We start from the raw sequence: 12,474 nt of genomic DNA, 5'->3' as shown, positions 1-12,474 counted from the left end.
AACAATGAAGCCTCGCTCGACGAGCCGCCGCCTCTACTGTCAGCGGCATCACGCGGTTGAAGCGAACAGCGCAGCGGCTACTGTTTCCCGCACAACTCGGACGGCAATTGGGACAAGTCCGCACATGTCGTCACGTAAGCTGAACGCCGCAGGTACAGCCAAATTGGGGGCGGGGCGTTTCTGCCGTTTTGATAGAATTCTATCAAACTGACAATTTTCCTTGCACGAATGCAAGGAGAGCTCGATTGACTCCCCTCCTTTCTTGTCAAGGATGGGTTTGCAGGCTGCGGTGCGGCAGAAGCCGGACAGAACGGCGACCGGTCGAGTAAAGGCCTGCGCAAACAAGCGCGCATATTGCGGGCGCCCGCACGGAGGAGAAGACGCTCGTCCTGGTGAAAGACAACGATGCTCAGGCGCCATTGCCATTTGCCGAGGGGGTCCGCGCGCCGGAAATTTCGAAGCAACAAAGGTGAGATCGAGAATGATGATGGCGAAATACAACACAGCTCACCGTCCAGTGCAGTTCTACCGGCGGGTGGCGGAGTGGGATGGGCTGCCAAATGGAACGTAAAAAGATCAGCAAGGAGATGCTTGGCGATAGTCAGGCGCTGCGCAAGCTGCGTGAGCACCTTGTCAAGGTGGCCAAGGCGAAGACTACGGTCCTGTTGCGAGGTGAATCCGGAACCGGCAAGGAGCTGGTTGCCAAAGCCATTCACGAGCTCTCGCCTCGCGCCAAGCAGCCCTTCATCAAGGTCAATTGCGCGGCGCTCACCGAGACGCTTCTGGAATCTGACTTGTTCGGTCATGAGAAGGGTGCCTTCACCGACGCGAGCAGTTTGCGCAAGGGGCGCTTTGAGGCTGCCGACAAAGGCACATTGTTTCTGGACGAGATTGGCGAAATATCAGGTTCGTTCCAGGCTAAGCTGCTGCGTGTCCTGCAGGAGCAGGAGTTTGAGCGCGTCGGCAGCAACCACACCATTAAAGTTGATGTTCGCGTGATTGCCGCAACGAACAGGGACTTGGAAACGGCAGTTCAACGCAAGGAGTTCCGGCAAGACCTCTATTATCGCATCAACGTCGTCACTTTACGCGTGCCGGCATTGCGCGAAAGGCGAGGTGATATTCCGCTCTTGGCCGCTCAGTTTCTCAAGAATTTCAATACTGAGAATGATCACACGCTGACCTTCGCTCCCGAAGCGATTGAGGTGCTAATGAACTGCGAATTTCCAGGTAACATCCGAGAGCTCGAAAACTGCGTTCAACGGACGGCAGTTCTGGCGACGGGTCCATCAATCCTCAGAACTGACTTTGCCTGTTACGCGGATCAGTGCTTGGCCGCGGCGCTGTGGAAGAACGGACAGCCGACGTCAGAGAAGTCGACTACGATCGAGCCTTCCGCCGCCTGTGCCGCCCCGCCCGTCGGCGACGGGCAAGCGCCGATAGGCCCTGCCACGACTCGTGGTAGGGTGCCCGATGCCGATACGGTCATTGCTGCCATGGAAAAGTGTGGCTGGGTGCAGGCAAAGGCGGCGCGCCTGCTCGGTTTGACCCCGCGCCAGATCGGCTACGTGCTGAGAAAACGCGGTATCGAGATCAAGCGTCTCTGAAACAACCCGCCGAGCAAGAGCTGGAGCAGGTCAAGCATTGGTGCTCTGGCGCCGAGCCCATCGGCCAGGCTTACGAAGTGGGTGTGAACAGCGCTGCCAAGATTCCGGCCGTGTGCTTTCTACCACCAGTCGTACTGGGGCTCTGCGACTGACAAACTAAAAAGGAGTAATCCTCTGGCGGGACCTGGTCGATACATTAGCTGATGGCTTACCGCTCGATATCACGCAATCTGAGATGGGCATGAAAGTGAGTTCGACCGCTGGACAGTTGCCGACTTCGTCAGGTATTGGCCCCTGCGACCGGTTGATCTCCGATATCCAAATTCTTGGAAGTTGGTCGAGACGAAACTGTCGCCCCGGCTCGTGACCGACCGCGCGCCCGGCAAGATCGAGTTACAAAGTTGCCGAGGCAGTTTGATGTGCGTTCCTGCATCACTGTACGGGACACGACCTGACGGGAGACTATGATGCGTAGCCAAAAAGAAAAGATGCTCGCAGGCGAGTTTTACAATGCGGCGGATCCGGAGATCCAAGCTGACCTGTTGGCAACCGGGGCTTGGCTCAAGCGGTACAATGATACGCTGGGGCAGACCACGGGGCATTGGCATGAGCTTTTGTCCGAGCGGCTGGGAGAGGTTGGGCGCGGAACGGTCATCCGTCCGCCCTTTTTTTGCGACTACGGATTCAATATCCGCATTGGAGCCAATGCCTACATCAACTTCAACTGCGTTATTCTTGACGTGGTAGAGGTCAAAATCGGGCAAGGAACGGCAATTGGGCCTGCTGTGCAGATTTATACCGCCGATCATCCACATGATGCCGAGCAGCGGCAGGCCGGCCTGCAGGTCGGGCGTCCTGTTCACATTGGCAGCCGTGTCTGGATCGGCGGTGGAGCAATCATTCTGCCTGGCGTCACGATTGGTGATAATGCAGTGGTAGGCGCTGGCTGCGTGGTCACACGAGATGTTCCCGCCGGGGCAAAGGTAGTGGGAATTCCTGCTCGCGTGGCCGACCCACATAAACAGGCATAATCAACCTCGTTGACCCTGGAGGTGCATGCGAACTGTCGAAACTGTGCCGAATTTTTGTCGAAGCCATTGAGCGCTGCATATGTTGTCGCGACTCGGGCGCTTCAGTTCTTTTGCCACGGGGGTCACAAGATCATGTGCGTAATGCCGCCGCAACGTGCTCACGTCCCGCAGCAGCGGACCCTTTCACATGGCCCAACGAATTCAGAGCCTACGTTGTGCTGCCACTAGCATTACTGCTCACGAATGTATTCCCAACTGAGTTTTCGCCCTTGGAGGCAAGCAGCGACTCACCAGCAATCGCCGGCCATTAATCCTGGCTAGCATCGACCCCGACGAGGCGAGCCGCGGCGTTGCGGATCGGCATGTCGATGACCGTGATTGCGCCTTCGGCAAGGAAACGACGTTCGTTTCTGGTCAGCGTAGCCGAATCGATCACCGCAAAATGTGGGCCAGTGGAGCGCTTCATCAGCTGTCTGGCATATGTGCGCAGCATCTGATCGTTGAAGCGGCAGCCCACGAAGAAAAAACCCCGGTTGACGCGCCGTTGCTTCACCGCGTCCGGGATCGGCGTCTGGATATCAATTTCGGTTAGGACTTCGACGTAATCGGAATCAGCCACGAGGAAGTTTGCCGCCGGCCTGACGCTGCCGTGCGGCGCATAGAGCACCGTCCTAGCCACTTGTTCGGCCTCGAGTTCTGTTCCTGACAAATCGTAAGTTCTCGTCCAGATGTTACCGATTCCGGTCGCGCGCGTCGTTCCTTGTATCTCGACAACGTCTGTTTGGCCGGCCTCTGCAAGGGCTGCTCGCATGGCGCCATCGTACCAGCTGTCGATGATGACAGACAGTTGAAGGGTTGCGAGCCAGGCGTGAAGAACGGTCGGCTCGGCGGGGGCTGCGAATATCTCCGCCATCCACGCTTGGAGAGTCCGACGATGTCGGCGCTGCTCGATAAACTGCGCGACCGACCACATATTGGTGCGAATCCTGGAAGGGGCAGGCGCCCGCTTGTTGAGGGCCGCGGCGACATCTTCAGGGGTGCAAGGTACAGGGGATTCCGGTGGGTTAAGCTGCAGAAGACCAGGACCGAGATAGGGGATCACTCGATCGGCCTTGAGAGCGCCGTTCAGCAGGTCAATCAGTTTTTTGGCAAAACTGCCCCGGACGACGACGAGATGGTCCCAGCTCAGCATCGTGTTCATACGCGTTTCCTCTCCGCCACTGAACCCACCGGCATCAGGCCCCGTCGGAAATCTTCATCGCCTCGACGGTGATCGGCAAACGCGTGTCGCGCGGAAGGTCGGGCAGCATGAGCCGCCAACCGTTCCTGAGCGTCACGGTCCCGCCCCATAAGTCAGCGTTCTCAATCTCGGTGATCGGCTCTTCGAGATCCTTCTTGGGGACATAAGCCGACAAGCCAGTAGCGGTCCTGCGAATCATTACTTTCATCCGGCTGTTCCCCCGTTGGAAATGCCTTCAGCTCCGCAGGGAACCTCGACTTTGTCGAGGCTAATGAGTTCGCGCGCTCGCATGCCGACGACCGTGCCACGATCGATCCATTCGACCGCATAGATGAAGAATTGCTGGAGAAAGGTTCCAATGTCGCGCACGTAGCCTTCGTCGCCCTTCCGCACGAGGTTTTCGCCGATCTCCTTGCCGGGATAGGTGCCGTCGTTTTTTATGTGGCGTATCGCACGGACCCGCTCACCCTGCATGAACCGTGGCGGTCTGCCGATTTCGACCTCCTGTTCGCGTCTGGACCACATGCTGTCCATTCCTTTCTCGAGGCTTTTGTTGTGGTCGCGGGTTGCAGGCGTCGTCGTGCGGCGAACCCGACCGTTTCGGTAGGAATCAAGCGGGAACGCAGGTTTTCGGTACCGGACAGACCGACACGCATTGCTGCGTATCGAAGGCCTCCTTGCATTCGGTGCACTTGTTTGGATCGATCACATAGGCGTCGCCCTTGAACTTGATCGCTTCCGAAGGACATTCGAACTCGCAGGCCCCGCATTGGGTACATTGGGATGCGATGATCTTTAAAGCCATTCTAACTCCTGGTTATCGGACGAGACGGCTCAGGCCGTCGCCGCTAGTGGTCTGATCCCAAACTCTGCCGCGTAAAGTGCGCTGACTGCGGTCTCGATGTAGTCATGGCCATAGGCGTCGGTTACGCGCAGTCCAACTCGCGAGAGTTGTTCCTTCGGGCGATTTCCGATCTTGGCGCATAGCACTATGTGTATGCCTTCGAGCGCTGCGATGACGCCCTCGAGGATGGCGTCTTCGCCCCCGCCTCCGAGGCAATACCGCTCGACCTTCCGATGCCCGACCAAGCTGATCCCTCTAGGCGAGACTTCATAAACCTGGAATTCCTTCGCGTGGCCGAAGTGTTCGTTGACCCGTCCACCTCCCTTAGTGGCCACCGCAACCAGAAGCGACTTTTCGGAGTCTGTTGCCTTGACCATACCGATGGCCTCGCTCCTCGCCGCCTCATGATCACGGCGCTCGTGTGCGACCACCTGCCGATAGGCCTGACGCTTGCCAGCATCGTAGGCGACATCGTCGGGAATACCGTCCAGCGTGAATTCCTGGCCACGATCTTCACCGAGCAGGCCGACAGCATCTGCCCGGCACTGCCGGCAGTGGCGCATCAACTTGGCGCCACCTTCAAGTCGATCCTGAAGAGCCATCATCTCCGTTGCCGTTGGGCCGCGCTGCCCGATGAGTCCGTAGTGGGTACCGTGCGCCGGGTCCGAAATCAGAGGCATCACGTTGTGCAGAAACGCGCCCCGCTCCCTGACCATTTTGTTCACCTCAAACAGGTGCTGGTCGTTCACTCCAGGAATCATCACCGAGTTGATTTTGGTGAGGATGCCGCGCGCGCTCAGCATCTCCAGGCCCAGCATCTGCCGCGCGTGCAAGATTCGAGCGGCTTCGATGCCGAAGTAGCGGCGATTTTCATAAAAGATCCATGGATAGATCTTCGCGCCGACTTCCGGGTCGACCATGTTGATGGTGATCGTCACGTGATCAACATTCATTTCGGCAAGCTCGGCGACATGGTCCGGCAGCACGAGCCCATTAGTGGAGACGCACAGCTTTATGTCGGGGATTTCCCTGATGACGCGGTCGAACGTTGCCTTCGTTTTCTCCCAATCGTAACAGGCATCCCCCGGCCCAGCGATGCCAAGAACCGAAAGCTGCGGAACTTTGTTGGCAACGGCGATGACCTTGCGTAGCGCTTGGTCGGGCGTCAACTTCTCAGACACAACACCAGGCCGGCTCTCGTTGGCGCAATCGTATTTGCGATTGCAATAGTTGCACTGGACATTGCAAGCCGGCGCGACCGCCACATGCATACGCGCGAAATAATGATGCGCTTCCTCCGAAAAGCAGGGGTGATCCTTGATCCTTTCCCAAATAGCCGGATCCTCTTCGCCCGGGCTGGTCGGCGACGAGCCGTAGGAAGACGATGCGCAGCCACCGGATTTCGCGGCTGCCAGAAGACCCTCGGATGTCGTGCTAGTCGGCCCCTCAATCGAAACTGTCGGTGAGGACATCAAACGGCTCCGTTGCTGGTAACGTCGCGGTTCAAGGTGCAAGAGCCATACCAACTGAAAAAAGCGGCTTCAGTTCACTATTCGGGTCGATATCGCATTGTGTCAGGCCGGCGCGACACAATTTTGTCCTGCTTGCGACAGTGCAAGTCCAAATCCGTTCAGAAGCACGAAGCACTCCTTGTCGCGCACAGGGCGCGCAAGACCACTGGCCTGACGATTGGCTCATCAGGCTCTTAGAAGTTCCTTCACCTCGATACTATGCCGGCGTATCGCCTAGCCGACTTGTCGCAGCTTGAGGCCGAGAATTCGAGCCGCATTAGCCTGAACCCAGCCGGCCTTCTCCATTGTGTCGATCAGCCGTCACGCTTCGTCCGCCGCGGTCCCAGCCCCCGTCCGGCCGTATCGTTAGAATCGCAAGTGGCCATCTCGTGTTCAGGCGGGCGCCGATGCGCCGAACCGGCATCGTGCTGGCCCGTGAGAGCTCGTCGATGACATTGCCACGTTCCGAAAGATTGGTTCCTTCCAGAGGAGAACGCCAAGCACGCAGTTCTCCGGCTCGCGGACGTTGCCGGGGAAATAGCATTGCGAGATCAGCTCAACTGCCGACGGCGCAAAGCCATGGTTCTCCATATTTCAAGGGTAAGCGCTGTGTCCTTCCAGGAGGACCCGCGATCTGTGGGCCTGCCGATTCTGAGGTGGATCGGAGATCGGCTTGTGTCTGAACTTGAACTTACGATTGACCCTGAGCGGCAGCCTCGGCGTTTTCGAGGGTGATCAACGGCGCTGTTGGTCGGCGGCATTGGTCGATGGACGACAAGGCACGGAGTCATCTCCGAGACCCTGGAGCCGACGCGGTGATCTCGGAGGTTGCCCGGCGCTACGGGCTGCGGCCGCGGCGGAACGCTCGCAAGCTTGCGACGTCGGCAGGACAGGCCACTCCCGCCTAGTGGTTTCGGTGGCGCCACCGGAACGACCCGTTGGGCCTACATCCTTGCACCAGAGCTCAAGGCCACGGCCTGAGAATCGGCCGCCGCTCCCCCTACTTGGTTCCTCAGCCGACAGCGCTAAGAAGGAGAGCAACTTCCGTCGGCGCGAGGATCATTGCGTCGTGGCCAGTGGCGAGTTCCTGCCACGCCCAGCCATCCTGCTTCGCGACCCATTCTCGCGCTCCCGCCATCGGCGGGTGGAGTGGATTAGTGCAGACGACATAGGTTCGGGGTCTGCCGTTGCCGAGCGGGTGCTCGAGCTTAAGTCCGCTTTCGTAGGTGCCTGCCGGATGCGGTGTTATCCGGCGCCGCACCCAGTCCGTGAGCGAGTGTCCCTCGGGAGTGCCGAATGCTGTTGGCGGCGGAGTCGGCATGAAGATACCCCGTCCTTCCTCCGCAACCAATTTTCGACGGGCGGCGACGATGTCGGGGGGCATGGTGCTGAATACACTTTGACCGCTCTCGACGATGGCGCCGTCGAGATAAACGAGATGGCTGATATGGTCGGGTATCCGGTCGGCGGCGCCGGTGATGCTGATGCCGCCTAGACTGTGACCGACAAGGATCACATCGCTCAGCTCTTCCGTTACAATGTGGTTGACGATGTCGGTCACGAATGTGTCGGGCGTGATGTCCTTGCACAGCAAACGTGCGCGTTCGCCGACACCTGTCTGGGTAGGCGTGGTCACGTGGCATCCCATCTTGCGAAGATTGGCGGCGACGTCCCGCCAACACCATCCGCCATGCCAGGCACCATGCACTAGCACATACGTCTTTATCATGGATTGTGCCGTTCCATTTGCTCACCGGCCGTTGTGGCTGCCATCCGGCACGATGGCCGGACATTGTCCAAAGGGGCTCGACCACGTTACCGGTGGTAAGTCCGGCACAGGCGCCCCGTGGCCTGAGGATACCCCTACCAAGTCGAGGAAACTTGAATTGCGAAACCCAATATTCACTAGCTCTTTGCAAGTGGATGGAGAGGCTCATGGTGTGCCGCAGTTGCTCGCTGCCGGCATGCTCTTGGCACCGGCTGATCATCCGAACTTGAACAGGACACCAAAGCCGCCGCGCGGATAGTTCCACTCGATGTCGCCGCCTTTCTCGCACAATATCCGGCAGGTGCCGCATTCCATGCAGCCGTCGGCGGTGATCTCGACTTGACCCTTGTCATTCAACTCATAGCATTTCGCCGGACAGACGTAGGTCAACGCAAGCAAGTTCGCGCTTGGCTTGTCGTGCGGTCGCACTATGATATGGGGGCGGCCGGAATCGACCAGATAGCGGTTCTGGTAAAGTTTGTCCTCGACACGAACCTTCGTCACTGCGATCGTCATCTTGTACCCTCTTCAGCGCCATGCCAATGCCAGGCGGACCGCGTCGCTGACCAACCCCCAGCGCGAGCGCGCGTTGATGAAGGCGGCCGTGGTGTTCTTTTCCTTCTCGATCTTCGGCGTGCCGTCGACACGCATGAAGGTCTGAGCGGCATGCGACATCAACCGCGGATAGCTGTCAAAAAAGTTGCTGGAATTGGTGTGGAGTAAGGCTGGCATGTCCTTGTATTTCTTAAGATCCTTGATCACAAAGGAGTCATCCAGCATCGTCTTGTAGAGCGCAAGGTTCGCTTTGGTCATAGGACCGTTGCGGCTTTTGACTTTGATGATCGCCTCAGCCGCGACACGACCCGAGGTCATGGCAAGGTTCGAACCCTCACGGTGAATGGCATTGTTCAGTTGCGCTGCGTCGCCGACGATGACCCAACCGTCGCCGAATAGCTGCGGAATGGCCCTGTAACCACCTTCGGGGATAAGATGGGCGGCATATTCTTTCACCTCCGAGCCAGCGATCAGCGGCCGGATCGAAGGATGGTTTTTCATCGCATCCAGGAGGGCGGACGGGCTCTCCATCGTCGCGGCGAAATCCGAGACCAGGCAGCCGATGCCGAGTGAAATCGACTCCTTATTGGTGTAAAGGAAGCCGAGCCCGGCCATGCTGCGAGAGATCGTGCCCACGGCCTCGATTACGCAGCCTTCATCGCCCTTCACCCCGAACCGCTGGCCAATGACCTCTTCGGGCAAGAAATGCATTTCCTTGACGGCAATCGCCACGGTCTCCGGCTTCGGCATCTCGCGCAGGCCTGCGCGAGTGCCAAGCAATCCCGACACCCCTTCTGCGAGAACGACCACATTCGCGAAGACCACTCCGCCAGCCCGGTCTGTGCGGACGCCGATCACCTTGCCATTGCCATCACGGACGAGTTCCGTCGCGGTCGTCTCACACAGGACCGTCGCGCCAGCCTCGCGCACCTTGCGGGAAAACCATTTGTCGAACTGGGCGCGGATGATCGTGTAGCGGTTGGGTTTCGCCTCATTGAAGTCGTCCGACCGGTAATGAATTCCGGTGTGAGACGTGTCGTCCATCACCCAAAGTCGCTGTTCGACCAGGTGCCGCTCGAGGGGCGCATCATCCCGGAAGTCCGGGATGATCTTCTCCAGCATGTTCGCGTACATTATGGCACCCTGGACGTTCTTAGAGCCCGGATATTCCCCGCGCTCCAACTGCAGGACCTTCAGCCCCTGGCTTGCCAAAGTGTAAGCAGCTGCGTTTCCAGACATGCCGGCTCCGACCACAATGGCATCGAATTGTTCAATCATGTCCTCTCCCTCAACTCGCAAGCTTGTCTCGACTGTGCGGCGACAGCCGCCGGGTGAAGGCTTCCGTCAGTGCGGGCAGGAAGCGGATTGCATCCGTGACGATCCCGAGGTGGGCGAACTCGAAAATCGGCGCGTTCGGATCGGTGTTGATCGCGACGATGAGATCGGCCCCCTCGACCCCAACTCGGTGCTGGATGGCGCCGGAAATTCCGGCCGCGATGTAAAGCTTCGGTCGAATGGTCTTGCCAGTTTGTCCAATCTGTCGATCAGCCGGCATCCAGCCCTTCTGGACCAAGGGGCGCGAACAGCCATGCTCGGCGCCGATCGCTCGGGCAAGATTCTTCACAAGCTGAAGGTTCTCCGCCGCTCCGAGACCGAGGCCTCCCGCAACCACGACATCCGCATAGGCAAGATTTGCCATTGCCGACTGGTTATCCGGTAGGAAGCCGAGGACTTTGGTGACGATATCGTCCTCAACGAGCGACAGCTTGTGCCGCATGACACGCCCGACCGGCTTATCCACCCGTTGCGGCATAGGCATGACCCTTGGTCGCACCGTCGCCATTTGCGGCCGGTAATTTAGTGTATAGATCGTACACAACAATGAGCCACCAAAAGTCGGACGGGTCGCGGCGAGTGAACCGTCGGAATCTACATCAAGTTCGGTGCAGTCGGCCGTGAGCCCCGTCTGCAGGGTCGTCGCTACCGAGCCTGCAAGATCCCTGCCCAGTGTGGTCGCGCCGAGAAGGAGGATTTCGGGTTTATGGGTATTGACCAGATCCGTGAGCGCCTTGGCGAACGGCTCGTTCCGGTAGTCGGCGAGCGGCGGCGCATCGACGATGTAGACAAGATCCGCCCCGTAAGCGAAGGCCTCGGCAACAGCGTCCTCGACCATCTCGCCCGGCGGTCCCAGCACGACGCCCGCGAGCTGGACTTCAAGCTTGTCGGCTAATTTGCGGCCTTCGCCCAGCAGTTCGAATGATACAGGATGCACATTGCCGCGTTCGAGCTCGAGGAAGACCCACACGTGCCGGTAGTCTTTGAAACGGTCGGGAAGTTCTTTCTTTACACCGGCACGGCCGGGGGCAATGCGAGGGGTAGTTTGGCTTGCGGTCGACATTTTCTGCTCCTGGCCGTCACGTGCCGCTGTTGAAGGCCAGCTCATGTTCCAGCGCCGGCCGGCGGGTTAAGATATCGGCGATGAGTTCATCGGCTATGTCCTGCAAGCCCCTTTCCGCGGTGTCGATCTGCGCCGCCCTTTCTGCCCGTGCGGTGGGGGCGAAAACACGCTTGACGACTGTAGGCGAGCCACGCAGACCGCACCGGGTGAGATCGTCAATGCCGGCGTCGGCTGCAGTCCACTTCACGACTTGGCTGCGCGCCGCGCACAGAGCCTGCTGGAGCGAGCCCCGGCGGATTTCGTTGGTGTCTTCCAGCATGGTAATGAGGCAAGGGAGTCTGCTCTTCAGCAACTGGGTGCCGCCTTCGGCGCGACGAGCGACTTCGATCTCTCGCGTATCGAGATCGATGGAGGCAATCTTCGCGACATAGGTAAGTTGCGATAAATCTAGGCGCTTGGCTATGCCCGGTCCGACCTGGGCGGTATCGCCGTCAATCGTCTGCTTGCCGGTGAAGACGATGTCCGGCCTGCCGAAAGTCTCCCCAATTTTTGCGATTGCTTGCGAAAGAGCAAAGGAAGTCGCCAGCGTATCGGATCCGGCAAAATAGCGGTCCGTCAAGAGAACTGCTCGGTCAGCACCGTAACCGAGCGCCTTTCGCAGCGAGTCCTCCGCCATGGGCGGACCCATTGTGAGCACAGTAACCTCGCCACCATGAACGTCGCGCAGTTTGAGCGCTTCTTCGAGGGCGAACAGGTCGTAAGGATTGATGATGGTCGGAACACCCTGACGCATGATCGTGTTCGTCACCGGGTGCACGCGGATCTGTGCCGAATCCGGCACCTGCTTGATGCAGACTACGATATGCATTGGCGGTTTCTCTAAGCTCCCAGTCCGGATTCGTGCTTGGCGGTTCACCTCATTGCCTGCATCGTTCATGCCAAGTCGTCTTCCTGCCTCTATTCCAGAAGGTGGCTTCGTTTGCTTCCGAGGAGGCGTCATGAGGACTGGATTTGTCGACTTCTCGACATTGTCGCGTCGCAGCCGTGTCGGGCTCATTACTTTCCGAACCGCTTCAGTGCAGAGTCGAGCGGGACGAAGGCGCGGCCAGGTGCGGGACATATGTTTGGATCGTGGTCCCTTAGCACCTTGAACACACGTTGCGTGAGCGGCGAGGAAGTCGCGAAATCTTCGTAGGCGCGTTCCAGCTTGGCGCGCACCCGCGCGGCGATTACCTGGTTAGGCAGACCGGAGAAATCTTCTTCGGCAAGGTATTGGCCCACGCGCTTCATGATATGGAGCCGCGAGACATTCATCACTTTCGGGTCGTAGGAGACGTCAAGGCAGGCGAAGAAGTCCTCCGCGGCCGACAGGCCCTTCAGTCGCGCTAGGATATCGGTGCGATCGATCGGGCGGCTATCAGCGGAGCAGTTCATTGTATTCTCCCGGCGCGAAATTGTGGTGTCGATGCATTGGTGACATTGCTGACGGCGTGCCGACCTCTGGCACGGCGGCTGGGCAA

12 protein-coding genes and 2 pseudogenes are annotated in these 12,474 nt (G+C 58.9%); 2 read left to right on the top strand and 12 right to left on the bottom strand.

The window, feature by feature from the left end:
- Nucleotides 1-563: 563 nt before the first annotated feature.
- Together nifA and EN969_RS00350 are read left to right on the top strand one after the other, a co-directional pair.
- Nucleotides 564-1,607 (top strand): annotated as a pseudogene (gene nifA / locus EN969_RS00355) (nif-specific transcriptional activator NifA); the annotation flags it as partial.
- Nucleotides 1,608-2,071: 464 nt separating this feature from the next.
- Nucleotides 2,072-2,638 (top strand): sugar O-acetyltransferase, encoded by a 567-nt coding sequence (locus EN969_RS00350; protein ID WP_024505228.1) that lies wholly within the window; start codon nt 2,072-2,074, stop codon nt 2,636-2,638.
- A gap of 307 nt (nt 2,639-2,945) precedes the next feature.
- On the opposite strand, the gene EN969_RS00345 is transcribed toward EN969_RS00350, so the two are convergent.
- The 12 genes and pseudogenes from EN969_RS00345 to nifW form a co-directional block, all read right to left on the bottom strand.
- Nucleotides 2,946-3,839 (bottom strand): SIR2 family protein, encoded by an 894-nt coding sequence (locus tag EN969_RS00345; protein ID WP_024505229.1) that lies wholly within the window; start codon nt 3,837-3,839, stop codon nt 2,946-2,948.
- Between the two features lie 34 nt (nt 3,840-3,873).
- Nucleotides 3,874-4,086, bottom strand: coding sequence for a putative nitrogen fixation protein NifT (gene nifT / locus EN969_RS00340; protein WP_024505230.1), 213 nt, complete (start codon nt 4,084-4,086; stop codon nt 3,874-3,876).
- A complete protein-coding gene (locus tag EN969_RS00335; RefSeq protein ID WP_024505231.1) occupies nt 4,083-4,403 on the bottom strand; it encodes a nitrogen fixation protein NifZ in 321 nt (106 codons plus the stop codon). The genes nifT and EN969_RS00335 overlap by 4 nt, the downstream gene beginning before the upstream one ends.
- An 85-nt stretch (nt 4,404-4,488) precedes the next feature.
- The gene (locus EN969_RS00330) at nt 4,489-4,683 is read right to left on the bottom strand and encodes a 4Fe-4S binding protein (RefSeq protein WP_024505232.1); all 195 of its coding nucleotides are present in this window, start codon (nt 4,681-4,683) and stop codon (nt 4,489-4,491) included.
- A 29-nt stretch (nt 4,684-4,712) separates the two neighbouring features.
- Complete coding sequence (gene nifB, locus EN969_RS00325) at nt 4,713-6,194, bottom strand: nitrogenase cofactor biosynthesis protein NifB (RefSeq protein WP_063169393.1); 1,482 nt, start codon at nt 6,192-6,194, stop codon at nt 4,713-4,715.
- A 273-nt stretch (nt 6,195-6,467) separates the two neighbouring features.
- A pseudogene (locus tag EN969_RS00320) lies at nt 6,468-6,554 on the bottom strand (helix-turn-helix domain-containing protein); the annotation flags it as partial.
- A gap of 691 nt (nt 6,555-7,245) precedes the next feature.
- Nucleotides 7,246-7,962, bottom strand: coding sequence for an alpha/beta fold hydrolase (locus EN969_RS00310; RefSeq protein ID WP_063169392.1), 717 nt, complete (start codon nt 7,960-7,962; stop codon nt 7,246-7,248).
- 255 nt (nt 7,963-8,217) lie between these two features.
- Nucleotides 8,218-8,517 (bottom strand): ferredoxin family protein, encoded by a 300-nt coding sequence (locus EN969_RS00305; RefSeq protein ID WP_024505235.1) that lies wholly within the window; start codon nt 8,515-8,517, stop codon nt 8,218-8,220.
- A 12-nt stretch (nt 8,518-8,529) separates the two neighbouring features.
- Nucleotides 8,530-9,834, bottom strand: a complete 1,305-nt coding sequence (locus tag EN969_RS00300; RefSeq protein WP_063169391.1) for an FAD-binding protein — start codon at nt 9,832-9,834, stop codon at nt 8,530-8,532.
- A gap of 10 nt (nt 9,835-9,844) precedes the next feature.
- Nucleotides 9,845-10,954, bottom strand: coding sequence for an electron transfer flavoprotein subunit alpha/FixB family protein (locus tag EN969_RS00295; protein WP_024505237.1), 1,110 nt, complete (start codon nt 10,952-10,954; stop codon nt 9,845-9,847).
- A gap of 16 nt (nt 10,955-10,970) precedes the next feature.
- A complete protein-coding gene (locus EN969_RS00290; protein ID WP_063169390.1) occupies nt 10,971-11,822 on the bottom strand; it encodes an electron transfer flavoprotein subunit beta/FixA family protein in 852 nt (283 codons plus the stop codon).
- Between the two features lie 188 nt (nt 11,823-12,010).
- Nucleotides 12,011-12,388 (bottom strand): nitrogenase stabilizing/protective protein NifW, encoded by a 378-nt coding sequence (nifW, locus tag EN969_RS00285; protein ID WP_063169389.1) that lies wholly within the window; start codon nt 12,386-12,388, stop codon nt 12,011-12,013.
- Nucleotides 12,389-12,474 lie beyond the last annotated feature (86 nt).

This window comes from Mesorhizobium sp. M7A.F.Ca.CA.003.01.2.1, assembly GCF_003998945.1.
GTDB classification, from domain to species: Bacteria; Pseudomonadota; Alphaproteobacteria; order Rhizobiales; family Rhizobiaceae; genus Mesorhizobium; species Mesorhizobium ciceri.
The sequence above is the reverse complement of the archived record's forward strand: the minus strand, read 5'-3'. Positions and strand labels throughout refer to the sequence as shown.

Coding starts and splice junctions, on each gene's coding strand:
- EN969_RS00345 (WP_024505229.1), bottom strand. CDS start 3,839: ATGAACACGATGCTGAGCTGGGACCATCTCGTCGTCGTCCGGGGCAGT.
- EN969_RS00350 (WP_024505228.1), top strand. CDS start 2,072: ATGATGCGTAGCCAAAAAGAAAAGATGCTCGCAGGCGAGTTTTACAAT.
- EN969_RS00290 (WP_063169390.1), bottom strand. CDS start 11,822: ATGCATATCGTAGTCTGCATCAAGCAGGTGCCGGATTCGGCACAGATC.
- EN969_RS00300 (WP_063169391.1), bottom strand. CDS start 9,834: ATGATTGAACAATTCGATGCCATTGTGGTCGGAGCCGGCATGTCTGGA.
- nifT (WP_024505230.1), bottom strand. CDS start 4,086: ATGAAAGTAATGATTCGCAGGACCGCTACTGGCTTGTCGGCTTATGTC.
- EN969_RS00335 (WP_024505231.1), bottom strand. CDS start 4,403: ATGTGGTCCAGACGCGAACAGGAGGTCGAAATCGGCAGACCGCCACGG.
- EN969_RS00305 (WP_024505235.1), bottom strand. CDS start 8,517: ATGACGATCGCAGTGACGAAGGTTCGTGTCGAGGACAAACTTTACCAG.
- nifW (WP_063169389.1), bottom strand. CDS start 12,388: ATGAACTGCTCCGCTGATAGCCGCCCGATCGATCGCACCGATATCCTA.
- EN969_RS00330 (WP_024505232.1), bottom strand. CDS start 4,683: ATGGCTTTAAAGATCATCGCATCCCAATGTACCCAATGCGGGGCCTGC.
- EN969_RS00295 (WP_024505237.1), bottom strand. CDS start 10,954: ATGTCGACCGCAAGCCAAACTACCCCTCGCATTGCCCCCGGCCGTGCC.
- EN969_RS00310 (WP_063169392.1), bottom strand. CDS start 7,962: ATGATAAAGACGTATGTGCTAGTGCATGGTGCCTGGCATGGCGGATGG.
- nifB (WP_063169393.1), bottom strand. CDS start 6,194: ATGTCCTCACCGACAGTTTCGATTGAGGGGCCGACTAGCACGACATCC.